Annotated in this window: 18 protein-coding genes; 13 read left to right on the top strand and 5 right to left on the bottom strand. The window is 71.3% G+C overall.

What is annotated here, in order from left to right:
• Positions 1-152 precede the first annotated feature (152 nt).
• On the bottom strand, positions 153-665 hold the full coding sequence (locus ACFVVL_RS34140; protein ID WP_387682239.1) for a ricin-type beta-trefoil lectin domain protein: 513 nt from the start codon (positions 663-665) through the stop codon (positions 153-155).
• A gap of 644 nt (positions 666-1,309) precedes the next feature.
• On the opposite strand from ACFVVL_RS34140, the gene ACFVVL_RS34135 reads away from it, so the two are divergent.
• The 13 genes from ACFVVL_RS34135 to ACFVVL_RS34075 all read left to right on the top strand — a co-directional run bounded on the left by ACFVVL_RS34135 (position 1,310) and on the right by ACFVVL_RS34075 (position 12,583).
• On the top strand, positions 1,310-1,453 hold the full coding sequence (locus ACFVVL_RS34135) for a hypothetical protein (protein WP_380291361.1): 144 nt from the start codon (positions 1,310-1,312) through the stop codon (positions 1,451-1,453).
• A 50-nt stretch (positions 1,454-1,503) separates the two neighbouring features.
• On the top strand, positions 1,504-2,628 hold the full coding sequence (locus ACFVVL_RS34130; RefSeq protein WP_387682236.1) for a methyltransferase domain-containing protein: 1,125 nt from the start codon (positions 1,504-1,506) through the stop codon (positions 2,626-2,628).
• A gap of 144 nt (positions 2,629-2,772) precedes the next feature.
• A complete protein-coding gene (locus ACFVVL_RS34125; RefSeq protein ID WP_380291357.1) occupies positions 2,773-3,525 on the top strand; it encodes a DUF6879 family protein in 753 nt (250 codons plus the stop codon).
• Between the two features lie 123 nt (positions 3,526-3,648).
• Entirely contained in the window at positions 3,649-3,861 is a 213-nt protein-coding gene (locus ACFVVL_RS34120; RefSeq protein WP_387682233.1) for a hypothetical protein, read from the top strand.
• Positions 3,845-4,357 (top strand): DUF6879 family protein, encoded by a 513-nt coding sequence (locus ACFVVL_RS34115; RefSeq protein ID WP_387682230.1) that lies wholly within the window; start codon positions 3,845-3,847, stop codon positions 4,355-4,357. The genes ACFVVL_RS34120 and ACFVVL_RS34115 overlap by 17 nt, the downstream gene beginning before the upstream one ends.
• Positions 4,354-5,193 carry a helix-turn-helix domain-containing protein gene (locus tag ACFVVL_RS34110; protein WP_387682227.1) on the top strand — a complete coding sequence of 280 codons (840 nt, stop codon included), beginning with the start codon at positions 4,354-4,356 and terminating at the stop codon, positions 5,191-5,193. Before ACFVVL_RS34115 ends, ACFVVL_RS34110 begins: the two co-directional genes overlap by 4 nt.
• A 71-nt stretch (positions 5,194-5,264) precedes the next feature.
• Positions 5,265-5,525 carry a hypothetical protein gene (locus ACFVVL_RS34105; RefSeq protein WP_387682224.1) on the top strand — a complete coding sequence of 87 codons (261 nt, stop codon included), beginning with the start codon at positions 5,265-5,267 and terminating at the stop codon, positions 5,523-5,525.
• A gap of 1 nt (position 5,526) precedes the next feature.
• Positions 5,527-6,501, top strand: coding sequence for an ATP-grasp ribosomal peptide maturase (gene tgmB / locus ACFVVL_RS34100; protein WP_387682221.1), 975 nt, complete (start codon positions 5,527-5,529; stop codon positions 6,499-6,501).
• A complete protein-coding gene (locus tag ACFVVL_RS34095) occupies positions 6,498-7,628 on the top strand; it encodes a methyltransferase domain-containing protein (RefSeq protein WP_387682218.1) in 1,131 nt (376 codons plus the stop codon). The genes tgmB and ACFVVL_RS34095 overlap by 4 nt, the downstream gene beginning before the upstream one ends.
• Before the next feature lie 191 nt (positions 7,629-7,819).
• Complete coding sequence (locus ACFVVL_RS34090; RefSeq protein WP_387682215.1) at positions 7,820-8,812, top strand: hypothetical protein; 993 nt, start codon at positions 7,820-7,822, stop codon at positions 8,810-8,812.
• Positions 8,813-9,206: 394 nt separating this feature from the next.
• The gene (locus ACFVVL_RS34085) at positions 9,207-10,373 is read left to right on the top strand and encodes a hypothetical protein (RefSeq protein WP_387682212.1); all 1,167 of its coding nucleotides are present in this window, start codon (positions 9,207-9,209) and stop codon (positions 10,371-10,373) included.
• A 51-nt stretch (positions 10,374-10,424) separates the two neighbouring features.
• Entirely contained in the window at positions 10,425-11,609 is a 1,185-nt protein-coding gene (locus tag ACFVVL_RS34080; protein ID WP_387682209.1) for a hypothetical protein, read from the top strand.
• Between the two features lie 59 nt (positions 11,610-11,668).
• A complete protein-coding gene (locus ACFVVL_RS34075; RefSeq protein WP_387682206.1) occupies positions 11,669-12,583 on the top strand; it encodes a hypothetical protein in 915 nt (304 codons plus the stop codon).
• Between the two features lie 114 nt (positions 12,584-12,697).
• Here the strand turns inward: ACFVVL_RS34075 and ACFVVL_RS34070 are convergent, their stop codons facing one another.
• The 4 genes from ACFVVL_RS34070 to ACFVVL_RS34055 form a co-directional block, all read right to left on the bottom strand.
• The gene (locus ACFVVL_RS34070) at positions 12,698-13,279 is read right to left on the bottom strand and encodes a hypothetical protein (protein WP_387682203.1); all 582 of its coding nucleotides are present in this window, start codon (positions 13,277-13,279) and stop codon (positions 12,698-12,700) included.
• A gap of 74 nt (positions 13,280-13,353) precedes the next feature.
• Positions 13,354-13,818 (bottom strand): hypothetical protein, encoded by a 465-nt coding sequence (locus ACFVVL_RS34065; RefSeq protein WP_387682200.1) that lies wholly within the window; start codon positions 13,816-13,818, stop codon positions 13,354-13,356.
• Positions 13,819-14,610: 792 nt separating this feature from the next.
• Complete coding sequence (locus ACFVVL_RS34060; RefSeq protein ID WP_387682197.1) at positions 14,611-15,180, bottom strand: GNAT family N-acetyltransferase; 570 nt, start codon at positions 15,178-15,180, stop codon at positions 14,611-14,613.
• Between the two features lie 81 nt (positions 15,181-15,261).
• On the bottom strand, positions 15,262-16,239 hold the full coding sequence (locus tag ACFVVL_RS34055; RefSeq protein WP_380291342.1) for a winged helix-turn-helix domain-containing protein: 978 nt from the start codon (positions 16,237-16,239) through the stop codon (positions 15,262-15,264).
• Positions 16,240-16,517: the final 278 nt, after the last annotated feature.

Genomic DNA, 16,517 nt, shown 5'->3' with positions numbered 1-16,517 from the left:
CGCGTTGGAACCCCCTGCCAACCACTTCCGGGTTGCCCCCCCGCCCCCCCTTCTTCCCCCCCCGCCGGCGTTTTTCCTGGTGCGACCCCCGGGGGGGGGGGGGCCCCCCCGCCGGGGGGCGCCCCCCCCACTCCGAAAGCGGGGTGCCAGGGTCAGGAGGGCGTGACGTCCCAGGCCTGGCGCGGGTCGCCGTTCGCCACCTCCGCCAACACGCTCTGCTTGCTCCCGGTGGCCTGGATCACCAGGCCTTCGTCCCTCGCCTCGGCGATGACGGTCCGGTCACCCACCCGGTCGAGCTGCCAGTGCTGGGTCGGAACGGCGGTGTTGCAGTCCGCCAGAACGATGGCGCTGCTGGTGTTCCGCGGCGACTGGAGGCAGCGGCCCGGCTTCCCCACGCTCTCGATGAGGTAGCCCCGGTCGGTGGAGATCAGGTTCCAGTCCTGGTACTTCGTGCCATTGGCCGGCCAGGTGATGACGTTGGACGAGGGCCCGCTGCTGCCGTCGGCGTCCAGCGCCTCGTTCACGACCTCGTTGTAGAACCGGACGTTCTGAACCACCCGGGCCTGGCGGACCTCGCCGGCCGAGGCGGGGCCGGCGGCGGCCAGGGTGCCACCGGCGACGAGGGTCGCGGCCGCGACGGCCACGGCCTTCCTGATGCTGAGCAAGATCTTCTCCTCTGTGAATTCCGCGGTCGAGACTGTTCGACCACGATGGACAGAAGATCATCGCGGCTGAGCCCTGGCAACGCCTGGTAATTCCAATGGAGTCGACGTGCGGCGTGGATTAACCCGATCGGTGCAACGGATGTGGTCCGGAATCACCGGGAGATGATCTCCCGGGGGGATCGGGGTGATTGTCGCAACAGCCGGGATCCTCTTGCTGCTGAATAATTCTGCTCCCCTGATGGGCTCAATGGGCGGCGTACATACTCTGCACCGGGAGCGGTGAATCGCCTGTCATCCGAGGCGGGAAGCCCGGGTCGCGTGTCGTCCGGCGCGACCGGAGCCGGTGGCGCTCGGCCTCCTCCGCAGCTGCCTTCCTCGACTCGCGCAGTCGATCCGGCGGCCACCTGCTGTGCGAGGGTCACCCTTGCCTCGTGAGGGCTGCGTTGTGGAATCGACCGGTGACGCTCCGTACGCTGGGTGTGCACTTCAGTGGCCCTGCTTCACAGGGAGGGCCGGGAGCGGCGATCCGGTGTGCTTCACGACACCGACTCCCGCCGGAGGACCGGAACCAGGCCTTCGGCGTCCGGGCACCACGCGGGGAGAGCGACCTTCCCGCAGGCACGACGAGCACGGAGGGCATCGAGATGGGCAAGCACGGCGGCGGCACCGGCCCCGGTGACGGCGGCAAGCAGCAGGACGACAGCAACAAGGGCTCCGGGCACGGCGGTGGCGGCTCGGACGAGGGCGGCAACACCTCGGACGGCCAGAACCCGGCGGGCGGCAAGTGACCGGCGGGACGCACCAGGAGGCGGGTCCCCGGGGGCTCGCCTCCGCGCTGGTGTCCAGCGGCGCCCTGACGTCGGACTGGCTCCCGTCGTTCGAGGCCGTGCCCCGCGAACTGTTCGTCCCGGACCGGATCTGGCCGGGCATCGCGAACGGCACCGGGCAGCACCCCGCCGTCCACCGCTCGGAGGATCCGGAGGCGTGGTGGCGCGCGGTCCACTCGGACATCCCGCTGACCACCCAGTGGGACGACGGCCGCCACCACGGCGACGGCCTCGGCACCACCCCGACCTCCTCCAACTCCATGCCGACCATGGTGGCTTCGATGCTCCGGGACCTGGACGTCCGGCCGGGCGTCCGGGTGCTGGAGATCGGCACGGGCACGGGGTGGAACGCGGCCCTCCTGGCCCACCGCCTGGGCGACGCCGACGTGGTGTCCGTCGAGTACGACGCGGACGTCGCCCGCGGTGCCCGGAGGAACCTGGAGCGCGCCGGACTGTCGCCCAGGGTGGTCGAGGGCGACGGCCGGGAGGGGTGGGCCGAGGGGGGACCGTACGACCGCATCATCGCCACCTGCTCCGTGCTGTCGATCCCCCCGGCGTGGCTGGCGCAGGCGGCCCCGGGCGCGGTGATCGTGGCGCCGTTCGGCACGGAGTACGGCGGCGAGCAGATCGTCCGGCTCACCGTGAGCGACGACGGGACCCGGGCGGTCGGCCGCTTCACGGGCGGCTCCGCCTTCATGCGGCTGCGCCAGCAGCGCACGCAGCGGCCCCCGTTCGCCGACTACCTGCACGGGGTCCCGTGGCCGGCGGACGGCGTGCGGAGCACGACCACGCTCTCCCCGCAGGACACCGGCGAGTGGTTCCAGCAGTTCGTCATCGGCCTCGCCGTCCCCGGAGCCTTCTGGCGCGCCGAGCGCTACGACGACGACGCCTACACCCTGTGGATCTACAGCAGGGACAAGCGGTCCTGGGCCTCCGCCGACTACGAGCGCGGCCGCACCGAGTACGAGGTGTACCAGTCCGGCCCCCGCCGCCTCTGGACCGAAGTCGAATCCGCCCACCACTGGTGGACCACCCACGGCCGCCCCACCCACCCCCGCCTCGGCCTCACCGCCACCCCCGAAGGCCACACCCCCTGGCTCGACACCCCGAACCACCCGATCCCACGGCAGCCCTGAAGAGACCCGCAACCGAGCTTCGCGACGAGCCGCCCGGGTCGCGGCCTTCTGGCATCTTGGGAGAATTTTCGAGAATCAGTACCCATTCAGGGGACGGCCCCACGGCATCCTGAACCGGGCAGACCGACAGCGAGGGGAGCAGCTGTGAGCCGACGACTGCGGTACATCGGAAGCAACTCGGGGAACAACGGGTGTCCGACGCTCTACGAGGACGTCGAGACCGGAGAGGTGCTGGTTCAGGGCGAAGTCGTCACGGATCCCGACGAGGTGGCACAGCTCCGCAACGTCAAACCCGGCGAAGGGTTCGTGGTCGTTCCCCGCGTGCTGCTCGCCGACTTCGCTCCGCGAGACGTGGAGCGGGAGCCGGTGCTGATCGGCTTCGACGAGTTCGACGGCATGTTCGAGAGCTTCGAGCACACGGCCTTCCGGCTGGAGACCCGGCGCAGGTACCGGTCCGACGAACTCACCGAGACCTACCGCCGGTTCACCGCCGGGCAGCCGGCCGGTTGGGACCTGGAGGACCCGTGGTGCCGTTCGCGCCGCGAGCAGGTGGCCCTCGGCAAGCGGTTCGAGCGGGTACGGATCATGGACAGCCCGCCCACCCCGGGGCAGCGGTACCTGCTCGACAACGCCGAACGGAACGGCGCCGTCGGCGAGGACATCCGGTACCTCTGGCGCGCCGACGCCGATCGCCTCGGCCTCCCGGCCGAGGACACCTGGCTCTTCGACTCGCGTGTCATCGCCCTTCTGCACTTCGACCCCGACGACGACCTGACCGGTGTGGAGCTGATCACCGACCCGATCAAGGTCGCTCGCGCCTGCCAGGTCCGCGATGCCGCACGGCACTTCGCCGTGCCGCACCGGGCCTTCGCCGCCGAGGTACCGTCCGGCGTGTGAACACGGACGTCCCGCCCGGGTGTTCGAGCTCCGCCCCCTTTCCTGTACTGGAAAGCCGATGACCTTGCCTGCCGGCGGGGCGAGCCTGAAGTATCGACCCCGACAACGGAACGAGGAGGACCAGTGGCTCTTCGCAAACTGTCCGGTGACTCGAACTGCAAGAGCGGTACCTGCCCGACGCTGTGGGCGACGGAGGACGACACCGCCTTCCTCGTGCAGGGCTACGTGGTCACTGACCCCGAACAGCTCGCCCAGATCGGCCTGCCCGAAGGCGAGACCGTCGTCCGTGTGCCCGTGAACATCCTGGAGGACTACTTCCGTGCTCGACGGAACTGAATTCGGCCGGCTCTTCGAGTGCTTCCAGCGCACCGCGTTCCGCCTGGAGACGTTGGACCTCTACGACGTCGAGGAGGAGCGGGAGGAGTTCGAGGCCTTCATCGCCGGCGACCCCATGCCGCCCGAGTGGAGCGACAACCCGTGGGTCCGGTCCATGACGGACCGAGGCAAGGCGGTCGCTCGCGTCCACGTCCTCACCTCGCCGCTGACCGACTACCTGCGGTACGAACTCGCCGCCTACCCCGGCAACATCACGGCGGGCGAGAGCATCGGAATCATCGACCGCGCCGACCGGCAGGTGACCGGGCTCCCGGACCACGATTTCTGGCTGTTCGACGACACCGAGGTCTACCGCATGCACTACACGACGGACGGAAAGTTCATCGGAGCCGAGAAGCTCCCCGAAGCGGCCACCCCCGAGTACCTCCGCTACCGGGAGATCGCCGTGTCCCACGCTGTTCCCTTCGCCGAGTACTGGCAGCAGTTCCAGTCTTGAGCGCTGCTGCCGAAGACATCGGAAAGGCCCTGCGAGCCCTGCGTCATGCCTCGGGATTGACCGGGGAAGCCGTGGCTCGTAGGGCCTCCATGTCTCCGGGCAAGCTCAGCAAGATCGAGCACGGCAAGGTACTCCCGAGTGTCGTGGACGTTGATCTCATCCTCACGGCGGTCGGCATCTCGCACGAGGCGAAGGAACGGTTCCTGGAGCAGGCCCGCGCCGCCGTTACGGAAGAGACGGCCTGGCGGCTCATCCATCGCACCGGGCTCTGGAAGCACCAGCAGGCTATCCAGGCCATCGAAGAGCGAACCAGCGAATTCAGGTTGTTCCAAGGGCAGTTGATTCCCGGCTTGCTTCAGACCTCGGAGTACGCCTCGGCGGTTTTCGATCTTCTGCCCGACCTGTCCGAGGAAGCCCGGACCAGAGCCATCGCCGCTCGACTGGCCCGGCAGCAGGTGCTCTACGACTGCGGCCGTTCCTTCCACTTCCTCATCTGCGAGCACGTGCTCCAGTGGAGGATCTGTGACCCAGCGATCATGGCTGTGCAGCTGGACCGGCTTGTCTCGCTCTCCAGGCTCCCGAATGTGGTTCTGGGCCTGCTTCCTCTGCACGCTCGGATGCCCGACTTCCCCATGACCTGCTTCAGTCTCCACGACAATCGCCTGGCCATCGTGGAGACATTCCACTCCGAGATCACCACGCGGGATCCGAAGGATCTCAGGATCTATCTGGAGACATTCGATCGGTTCGCTGCCGTGGCGGTTCACGGCGAAGAGATGCGGGTCGCGGTCGAGGAGATTCGGGACGGGTTCTTGCGGCAACGGGAAATCGTCTGAATGTCCGTCGGATTCGCCCCTAGATTGAGTCCCGCTCGCCCCGTGCGGTGGGCAGAAGGTGAGGGAGATCCATGTCCGTCGTGACATTGCCGGTGCTCGACGAAGTGGGTTGGCCGGCGGGGCCGTTCGCGTTCCGGTTCCTGAGCGTGGTCACGGGGAGCGGGGGTGTTCTGGCCTCCGAGGTCGTGTACGACGAGCAGACGCAGACGTGCAGCTACGCGGGTATGCCGCCCGGCGTCTACATGACCAGCAACCCGCCGAAGACGTACGGGCCGACGGAGCCTTCCGGGCAGATGGACGCGCCGGACGACCCCGGAAGCAGCAACGACTGAGATGCCCGACTCCGGCACCGTTCTCGTGATCACGGGAGCGTTCGATCCGACCGCCGATCTGGTGATCGAGGAGCTCAACCGGCGTGCGGTGCCGGTCTTCCGGGCGGACACGGCGTGGTTCCCGTCGAGGCTCGCCGTGGCGGCGGGCCTCGACGGGGCGCCGGTCGGGTGGCGCGGGGAGTTCGCCTCCGAGTGCCGTTCGCTCGACCTGGCCGCTGTTCGTTCGGTCTACTACCGCCGCCCCACGCCGAGTGAGTTCCCGTCCGAACTCAGCCCGGAGGCACGGGCGGTGGCGGCTGCCGAAGCACGACGGGGCTTCGGTGGACTGCTGTCGGCGCTCCCGGCCCGGTGGCTGCCGCCGCCGGGCCGGGCGGCGGAGGCGGAGTCCAAACCGCTCCAGCTCCGGGTGGCGGCCGAGTGCGGGCTGCGGGTTCCTCGGACGCTGATCACCAACCGGCCCGATGCCGTGCGGCAGTTCGCGAGCCGGATCGGCGGGCCCGTCGTCTACAAGCCGTTCACGCCGATCCGGGGGACGGTCGGTGGCGAGTCGGTGGCGGTCTACGCGAGCGTGCTCCGGCCGGAGGACATCGGGCATCCGTCGATCGCCGCCACGGCGCACCTGTTCCAGGAGTGGGTGCCCAAGGCGTACGAGGTCCGGCTCACGGCGGTGGGTGGGCGGCTGTTCGCCGCCGGGATCCACGCGGAGTCGGACGCCGCCCGGACGGACTGGCGCAGCGACTACGACAGCCTCCGCTACCGCGTGTGCGACGTCCCGGCCGAGGTGGCCGCCGGCGTGCACCGTGTGCTCGCGCGGCTCGGCCTGCCCTACGGGGCGTTCGACTTCGTCGTGACGCCGTCCGGGAACTGGGTGTTCCTGGAGGTCAACCCGAACGGGCAGTACGGGTTCGTCGAACAGGCGACGGGTCTGCCCATCACCGCCGCCATCTGTGACTACCTGGAAGAGGACGAGAGATGAGCACGGAACTCGACGCGAGGATCCGGCTGGCGCGAGACATCGAGCGGGGTGCCTCGGTGCTGTCCTCGCGGGTGGTCGAGGCATTTCTGAACGTTCCGAGGCATCCCTTCGTGCCCGCGTTCTACCGGTCCGAGGGCACGGTGCACCGGCCCTGGCGGAACGGCGGCGAGGGGTGGCTGCGGGCCGTGTACGCGGACGAGGTGCTGGTCACCGAAGTGGACGGGGTGCACGCCGAGGACGCGCCGGGTACCGGGGTGGGAGGAGTGGCGACCTCGTCCTCCACGGCGCCCGGGCTGATGGCGGAGATGCTGGACGCGCTCGACGTCCGGCCCGGGGACCGGGTGCTGGAGGTCGGTACCGGGAGCGGGTACAACGCCGCGTTGCTCTGCCGCCTCGCCGGGGCCGCGAACGTCACCACGGTCGACCGCACCGGGCGCCTGGCGCACGCGGCGCGGGAGCGGCTGGGTGCGGCCGGGTTCGGGGCCGCCGCCGTCGTGCGGGCGGACGGCGCGCTCGGCTGCCCCGGCGGCGGGCCGTTCGACCGGATCATCGCGACCTGTTCCGTCCGCCGCGTCCCACCGGCCTGGCTCGACCAGTGCGTGACCGGCGGGCTGATCGTCGCCCCGATCGGCAACGCGCTCGGCGGCGGCGCGGTCGCCTGCCTCACCAAGCTGCCCGACGGCGGTGCGGCGGGCCGGTTCCTGCACCGGCCCGCCGCGTTCATGCCCCTGCGGGCGGACGGGAGCCCGGCGCCGGCCCACGACGTCCCCGCCGGGGGCCGGCGCCGGACGAGCGTCGTCGGCGCCCGCGTGCTGGACGACCACGGCTTCTCCTTCTGGGCGGGCCTGCGGCTGCCGCCCGCCACCGTCCGGGCCGGGGGCGGCAGCACGCTGCACGACCCGTCGGACGGTTCGACCGCCCACGTCCAGGACCACCCCGGCCGCCCGTCCACCGTGGCCACCGGCGGACCGCGGGACCTCTGGCAGCTCGTCGAAACCGCCTACACGAGCTGGCGCCGTCACCACCGCCCCCGCCGTGAGTGGTTCACCCTCACCGCCGCCCCGGGCGGCCCCCAACTGGTCACCTACACCGCGCCGGACGGCGAGGCGGTGTCCTGCGTCCTCTGAGGTTCCTGTGCGGCTGTCAGGTCATGTTCCCTTCATCAGATCTGAGGAAGCGTGAGTCCGTTTGTGGATGTCATGGCAGGATCGTGAGCCGGACACACACGTCTCGCGTACCTTCCCTGCCGTGCTGCGTCGTGACGGGCCGGTAGGGCCCGCCGCGATGCGGCGCCCTGTCCGGAGGACACACCCCAGCCATGTCCCTTTTCGTCTCCACCGCGATACCGTCCCGCCGCGGTCGGCGCGGCCTGCCGGTCCTGCTCACCGGGGCGGTGACCACGTTCGGCCTGCTGGCCTTCGCTGGTGCCGCCCACGCCGCCACCAGCGTCCGCATCGCCGGCCCCGCCGGGCCGGTCCCGGTGAACACGGCCTACACCGTCACCGTCGACCTGCCGAACGACAACCCCGACATCAAGTCCAGGGCCCCGATGGTCAACATCGCCCTGTCCGGCGCCGCGGCCACCGTGACCTCCGCGACGACCTCGGACGAGATGTGGACCTGCGACTTCGCGGCCGGTTCGTCCGGAAGCTGCTGGCACCTGGCGACGTTCGCCGCCCCCGTGTCGATCACCCTCACCGTCGTTCCCACCGCCGGCGGGACCGTGACCACCCGGGCCGACGCCGTCAACCTCTCCCAGCAGCCGGTCGGCAACGCCGCCGTCGACACGCTCGTCAGCGCGCCGACGCCTACGCCGACGGCCACGCCCACGCCGACGCAGACCGTGACGCCCACGCCCACCGCGACCGTGACGCCCACGCCCACCGCGACCGTGACGCCCACGCCGACCGCCACGGCGACCGCGACGCCCACGGCGACGGTGACCCCGACCGCCACGGCGTCCCCGACCGCCACGGCGACGGCCTCCACCAGCCCGAGCCCCAGCGGCAGCCCGACGGCCCGCCCGTCCGGCACGGCGACGGCCACGGCGACGACCACGGCCACGGCCACCGCCACCGCGAGCGCCACCGCCACCGCCTCCACGTCCGCGACCGCGACCGCCGCCGCCCCGAGCCCCAGCGGCAGCCCGACCGTCGCCCCCGTCGCCCGGACCGGCGGCGGGAGCCTCGCCGACACCGGTACCCAGACCGTCGCGCTGACCACCGGCGCCGCCCTCCTCACCGCGGGCGGCGCCGCGGCCGTGTTCGTCGCCCGCCGCCGCCGCACCGCCGCCTCCGGGCGTCACAGCTGATCCGCTGACCCCGGCCCACGCGTAGGCCCCCCTCTCCCGGGAGAGGGGGGCCTACGCGTCGTGAAGATCTCCACCCTGCGGCCGCCCACCGCTTCCGGTGCGTCAGCTCGCCGGTCCCGCCCACTTCCCCGTCCCCGCGGCCTTGAAGCGGAACCCGGACCCCACGTGGCATTCGATCGGGCGGCCACCGAGTGTGTCGATGACGCCTCGACGTCACGGGCCGTAGCCGCGGAAAGTCAGCGTGCGAACGATGCCGCTCGTATCTATGGTTGAAGTGATTTTCGCGCCGCCCGACCGCCATGCCTCTGGTGCGGTCCCGGCCGAACGGGGGCCCGGGGGTGGGTGGGCGGATGACGTTGCGAACAACCCCTCGACGAGTGGATCGGGAAGTCCTATGAAGATCCAGTACGGCCCACCGAAGGCCCTCTTCAACAGTGCGGATGCGTACGGTCTCGCGGGCGAGCCGTGGTTGCGCGGCCCCGTGTACGTCAGCGGGCTCCTCAGGTTCCCGCTGAAGGACGAAGACTTCAAGAGCGCGTACGGGAAGATCGCGGACATCGACGAGCACAAGAAGCTCGTGTCGACGGTCACGGACGCGTACCCGTTCCTCGACGCCCACGGAGACCCCGCCACGGTGACGAGGAAGATCGCCCAGGACGCCGACTACCTCCAGAAGAAGGATCCCCCTGCCGAGTTCTACGCGCACGCGCTCTGGGCGGCCTACCGGGCCCGCTCGGCCGCGAGTACCTTCGCCTCCACCGCCCGGAGCCTGCTGAGCACGCTCAAGGCCCAGCCCCAGGAGCACACCAAGAACGCCGCGTCCGTCCGGGACGCGTTCTCGGGAGCCGGCGGCCTCGCCTCGCTGAGCGCCGGGCAGAAGAAGGACCTCACCGGCCTGGCGCTCAAGGCCGAGAAGGTGGTGATGGCCTTCACGGTCGTCCAGCAGCCGCTCACCGACCACCTGGGGAAGGGCTCCAAGACGTACGCGAGCGCGAAGCAGGCGCGCAAGGACGTCGAGAACCAGGCCGCCGCCTTCGACCGCGCCGCGGAGGCCGCGTGGACGGAGTGGCTGGGCTACCGGGGCGGGCAGCCCGCCCAGACCCTCGACGTGAGCGTCGTCAACTGCGGTGTCCCGGTGGGGGTCGCCAAGCTCGACGGACCGGCCCCCAAGGAACGGGCCGTCGTGGCGCGCACGACGTACACGTCGCTGCAGGACGCCGTGAACGTGGCCGAGGACGAGGTGGGGGACAAGGCGTGCCTCGCGGCGGACCTCGGTGGCTTCGACCACCAGGCGAAGGCACTGCCCGACGCACTGGCCGCCCTGCGTCAACGCGCGGCCGACATGGCCACGGCCTGGGACAAGGTGTCGGCCGCCCTCAAGAGTGCCGTCGCGCTCCCCGACGACGTCCTCGGCGATCCCGAACGCCTCGACGCCGAGCTCGGCCTCACCTCCGGCGCCCAGGCCTGGGACAACCTCGCGGCCGCCGCCGAGAGCTTCACGCAGGACGCCCTCGTCGCCCCCACCTTCGTGCCGTGGGGGTACCCCCTCAGCGCCAAGTGAGCCGGCGGTTCACGCCGCCGAGCCCTCCCACGCCCAGAACGGAGTCAGCACATGGCCACCGAGACGCTGTCGCCTCCGACGGAAACACTGCTCCTCAAGGCCACCCAGAAGCAGGATCCCAAGCAGCCGGACTTCACCTACGCCCTGTTCGGCGAGGAGTGGCTGCACATCCAGGTGTTCGTCACCTCCATCCTGAAGATGAGGATCGCGAACACGGGCAACTACACCAGTACGTACGGCACGATCGCGAAGGACGACGAGCAGGAGATCAAGGACTTCATCGCGGCCGTGACCGAGATCCAGAAGCTGTCCAACCGCTTCGGGGACCCGGTCGCCATCATCGACAAGATCAGCAAGGGCGGGGACTACCTCACGGGTGACACCCCGCCGAGCGAGGTCTACGCGCAGAACATCTGGATGGCTTACCGAATCCGCAACACGGCGAAGACGTTCCACACCTTCTGCAAGGACCTCCCGGATTCCATGGACGACGGCCAGGGCGCGGTCAAGCAGAACGCGGAGAACGTGCGGGACCTGCTGGTCGGATCTCAGAACGGCCTCAAGAACCTCATCGACAAACTGGTGACGGACCTCAAGGGCATCATCCAGAACCTCGCCGCGTTCTCCGGAGACTTCCGCACCCAGAACGACAAGCTCACGCTCTACGTCGCGAAGGAGGGGAAGATCTACAAGCACGCGGTGGCCGCCCGGGACAAGTGCAAGCAGGAGGCCAAGGACTTCCAGGAAGAGGCCGACAACACGTACAAGCAGTGGAAGAAGTACATGATCGCGGCCTGCTGCTCCACGGCGGGCGGACTCATCGGCGTGCTCACCGCGATCGGCCTGGGCATCTACGCCGCCATCCTCCGGGCGAAGTACAACAAGCTCGTCGCGAAGGTGAAGACGCTGGAGGACGAGGAGTTCAAGAAGGTCAAGCTCGTCACCGACCTCGACGGTCTGCGCACCCAGGTGACTCCTCTCACGGGCTACACCAGCAGCTTCCAGACCCACCTCGACACGATCCTCGGCAAGTGGCAGAACACCAGCAACTCGATCGCCCAGATCGCCAAACTGGACGACGAGGCCCTCGGCAACAAGAACAAGATCGCCACCAACCTCAAGCTCAAGCAGGCCGAGGAGGAGTGGAAGAGCGTGGTCGACGCCACGGACTGGTTCACGGGGAATTCCCTGGTCTCGCCCTCGCGCACGGAATTCGGCGCCGAGCTCGTGGGATAGGAGAAGGACTGCCGTGTCCCGGTCACCCGCCGGGGCGCGGCAATGCCCGAGGAGACGAGATGCCAACCGATGCCCCGTACGACTGGAACCTCGACGAGGCGACGGCGGCGGTGACGACCGTCGGCGCGTACCGGAAGTTCGCCGAGCAGCTCAAGGACAACCTGCTGAGGAACCTCGCCCACCCCGACATCAGGCGCTACATCCACTGCGAGACCGACGGTCAGGTGTTCGACGACAATCCGTGGTTCCAGTTCCAGGGTCAACTGTATGTCCTGAGAAATCTGTTCACCGAGTTGACGGATCTGGACGCGGAGAACTCCGGCAGCACCCAGGAGGTCATCACGTCCGTGGCGGACGCCGTCCCGGCCGTCACCGCCCAGTACCGGACCACGGCGGACGCGCTCGCCGACGTGGTCGCGGAGGTCAAGAAGGGGGAGCTCACGCAGCAGACCCGCGACCGCCTCACCACGGCGCTCCGCTCCCTCCACGACCTCCTGCAGCCCCCGCAGCAATGGACCGAGATGAAGGAGGAGGTCGCCGGGCGCACTGCGGACTACCGGGGCCTGGCCGACCGCATCGTCAAGGTCCAGGAGGTGTTCAAGGCCGACGCGGAGCAGGAGGCGGAGAGGTACGAGAAGCTCGCCCGGCGGCCGGAGGCCGCGTGCGCCCGGAAGGAGCTGCTGAGCTACGCCGCCGACGTGCGTACAGCGGTGAAACAGGTCACCGACGAGCAGTCGGAGGCGGTTGCCGGCGCCGTCGAGCACGCCGACGGCGCCGGCAACTCCCTCGCCCGGCTGATCGGTTCGCTGGGCAACTTCGCGGGCGACTACAGGACGGCGGCCGAGGAGATCGCGAACGCGAGCACGGCGGAGACGGGGAGCGTCGTCCAGCGGCTCGACTTCGCCTCGTCCCGCACGATCTGGGAGGAGTACGCGGAGAAGGTCAAGGAACTGTCCCGCCAGCCCGGGTCATGACTGCCCCGCGCACCCCCGGCCCGTCCACTCCGGGGCCGGCGGCGCAGCGCCGCCGGCCCCGGTCGCCCACCTCGGGTGATCGGGGCCGGCGCCCCGCGGCATCCGGAGGTGGGCTCAGCCTCCCGATGCCACCGGGCCCGCCGCGCCCGCCGCGCCCGCCGCGCCTTCCGCAGCCGTGACGTCCGGCGCCACGGCACGGGGACGCCCGGGAGGGGTGCGCATGTCGAGGCACGCCGATGGGGCGCACGGGAGCCAGCCGCTGCTCCAGCTCCCGTTCTGGTAGCGGGACCTGTACCAGAACCCGCCGTCCATCGCCTGCACGACGACGTCCACCTCTCCGGGGCGCTCCAGCACCTGGATGTCGCCGGTGGCGACGCCGCCGAGCGAGACCCGGCCGCCGAAGTCCCCGTTCGGCTTGTTCCAGGTGGTCCACACATCGTGGTTCGGCCCGATGTAGAAGTACTGCTGAGTGCCGTCGTCGAAGGTGTAGAAGGGGGTTATGTCCCCTTCGCTGCCACCGCAGAGCATCCGGTCGCCCTGGCGGAAGGGATCCTCGATCGTGACCGCCGGCTTGCGGCACCGGTCCACCCTGACGTAGTCCACCCAGGCCGCGTTGGCGGTCCCCGCCGTCGCGGCGAGCGTGCCCACCAGCGTGGCCGCGACCACGGCGGCCCTGCTGAGCCTCTTGCTTCCCACAGTTGATCTCCGGTTCGTAGAAGGGGGCCGCCGGCCGACCGGCCGGCGGAGGGGCACGTCCGGGGCGCGTCCGGCTACCGGAACCAGCCGCTCCAGCTGCCGTTCGTCGAACGGTTGTTGAACCAGTGCCGGGAATCGGTGCCGATCACCTCCAGCTGGACGAAGGCGCCGTTGTGGGCGTTGACCCGGACGTCGCTCGTGGCACGGCCGCCGAGCGAGACCAGCGGGCTGCGGGTCTCGTCCGGGTTGGTCCAGTAGGTCCACACCGCGTGGTCCGTGCCGATGAAGAAGGTCTGCACCGTCCCGTCGTCGAAGGTGTAGATCGGCATCTCCCGGCCGAACCCGCCTCCGCAGAGGTACAGGCCGTTCAGGCCGGCCAGCTTCTCGACCGAGACCGTCGGCTTGTCGCAGTACCAGAGCCTGATCGTCTCCAGCGAGGCCGCGCCGGCGGTGCCCGCCGTCCCGGCGATCGTCCCCGCCACCGTCGCGGCGACCACCGCCACCGCCCCGGCCGCCCGCCCGAGCTTCCTCGTCCTCACCACTGACCTCCCGATGACCCGTCCGCCGACATGGTGAGGGCCCGGCCCCGGGGGGCGGCGGACGACGGTCTCCGCCGTCGGCCGGCTCCGGGCCCTCAGCACGAGACTGGCACCGGAGTTGACGACCCGTCACCGACGACCGACGGGTAACGGCCGTCCGGCCGGGCCCGCCTGCCCCCGAGGTCCACCCACCTCTGCCCGCATCCATGACAACCGGCGGGCCGGCCCAAACCGTCACCGGCTCGCCGGCCCCGCGCCCCACCGGGGGCCGCGGGCGGTGACGTGCCCCGTCGACCTCGATCGGCCCGGCCCGCCGTGCCCGGCGTCGGTGGTCGTCACGCGCCCGCCCCGGCCGGAACGGCCTCGGCGGCACACGGAAGGCACCGCCGGCTCCGCGGGGGGCCTCGTCCAGGGGGGAGCGTGTGCGCCTCCGGACGACCGGCGGGGTGAGGTTCGGTTCGTGAAGAGGCGTCTCCGCAGTGCCGGCCTCGGCCTTCCGTCGAAGGGCCCGGTCACGGCAGGCGGAGCGGGATGTGGACCGGCGCCGGCAGCCCGGGGCGGCGCCGGCGCTGCTGAGCGGCCGAGAAGCAGGACGCCCCACAGGGGCGCCGGGCCCGGGGGCGCGCACCGTCCTGCACGACGCTGCCGGCATGCTGCCGACCGCCGTCCAGACCCCGGCCGCCGTCTCGCGCGGAGACGGCGGTGCAGGATCCGGTCCGGCGTCAGCATGATGGAGGCCCTCGCCTGCGCCGGCTGCGGCCAGGTCGCGGAGCGGGACCGATCAGTGGACGGTCAGGTCATCCGCGATCCGCGATCCGCGATGCGCGTCGCGGCGCTCGGCGGCGGTCGCATGCCGAGCCACTGCTCGGCGTCCCAGGCCTCGAAGCGTTCCACCTCGGTGAACCCCAGCTTCGCCGCGAGCCGCATCGAGCCGGTGTTGGCGCTCTGGGTGGTGAGCACGACCGGCTCGCCGGGCAGGGTGGTGGTGAGCCAGTCGAGCGCCGCCGCGCACGCCTCGGTGGCGTAGCCGAGTCCCCAGGCCCGGGGCAGGAAGAGGTAGCCGAGGTCGAGCTTCCCCGCGGCGGCCGGGCGGCGGTGGCCGGTCGCCCGCCGGAGCAGGACGTGTCCGATCATCGCCCCGTCGAGTTCGACGACGAAGCTGCCGGGCCACTGCTCGGGCACCTCGGGCAGTTCGCGCTCCAGCACCTCGCGCTGCCGGGGCCCGCCGACGTAGGCGTTCACCTCCGGCGAGGCGGACAGCTCGACGAACGCCGCACGGTCCCGGGCCTCGGGCGCGCGGAGCACGAGCCTCCCGGTCGTGATCGGCGCGGGCGGCCAGGCGATGGCTCCAAGATCATCCATTCGTCCACCCTAGCGGGTGCACGAACGGTCGGCCGGAGCGCGCTGCCCGCCTCCGGGAACCGGATCGGACGGCGGCCCGGCTCAGCCCTCCGCGCGCTCCGCCCGGTCGGCGGCGGCCGACTGGTGGGCGAGGTCGAGGCCGAGGCGGGTCGGGTGGTGGTGGACGGTCCGGCCGTTGCGGACGGTGGCGAGGAGGCCGGCGTCGCGCAGGACGGAGGCGTGCCGTGACGCGGCGGCGGGGGAGACGCCGAGGGTGGCGGCGAGCCGGTTGGTGGTGAGGGCCGGGGTCCTGACCGCGGCGACCAGGGCCGCCGCCCTGGTCGCGCCGAGCAGGGACTCCAGGGCCCGGGGCGGCACGTGGAGTTCGGGGTCCGGGGCGAGCGGGGCGGTGGTCGCCGGAAAGCTGATGATCACCTCGTCCTCCAGCGGGTTGAAGGAGATCCCGGTGGCGAGGGCGGAGGGCTGGAGGATCAAGGGCCGTCCTTCGAGGGAGTCCAGGGAGTCGACGCGGGTGTTCAGACGCAGGTGGCGGCCGTCCCAGTCGACCGACGGGTGGACCGCGCGCAGCAGGCCGGGCGGTCCGCCGAGGGCGGCGTGGGTGAGCGTCCTGGCGGCCGCGGCGGAGACCCGGGAGGCGATGCGCCGGCGGTAGGGGTCGAGCGCGGTGGTCCGCAGGCCGGCGAGGATCCGGTCCAGGGCGGCGCCCGCCCGGGGGTCGCCCTCGACGAGGCCGCGGGTGAAGGGCGTCAGGGCGCCGGAGCGGGCCAGGTCCACCAGGTGGGCCACGGCGGGCGGTGACCCGGGGTCGACCGGGGCCGGGGCGGGGCGGGCGGCCTCGTCGAAGAAGGCCGGCAGGTAGAGGTCCGTGTAGAGGTCGAACAGCCGGTTGTGCTGCGGGTTCCAGGCCCGGGCGACGTCCCGGCGCCACGCCGTCAGGTGCCGGGCGGCCGACCGCATGGCCAAGTGGCTCCCGCTCAGGGCGAGTTCGTAGCCGAAGTCGGGTTCGTCGGCGACCCGCATCCGGTCGAGGTCGTCGGTCGTCAGGCGGAGCTCTATCAACAGCGCATCCCTGGGCGGGCCCTGGCGGTGCTGGGCGCGGATCGTTTGCGTCCTCGTGCAAAAGCGTAGTCGCCGGGGCGCCGGGAGAGGAGGGTTGGTCATGCCTCGCACCGCCGCGGCACGGGGCACGGCGGCGCGGGGCGAGCGCGGGGCGGGGGGGGGGCGCCCGGGGGCGCGGGCGCCCGGGGGCGGGGGGGGGTCCCCCCGGCGGGGGCGGGGGCGCGGCAGGGGGAGGCCCACGAACCGAACAACAACCGGGCGCACCACCCCCCCCCCCC

The sequence above is a fragment of the Kitasatospora sp. NPDC058115 genome, assembly GCF_042884635.1.
Lineage (GTDB): Bacteria > Actinomycetota > Actinomycetes > Streptomycetales > Streptomycetaceae > Kitasatospora.
The sequence above is the reverse complement of the archived record's forward strand: the minus strand, read 5'-3'. Positions and strand labels throughout refer to the sequence as shown.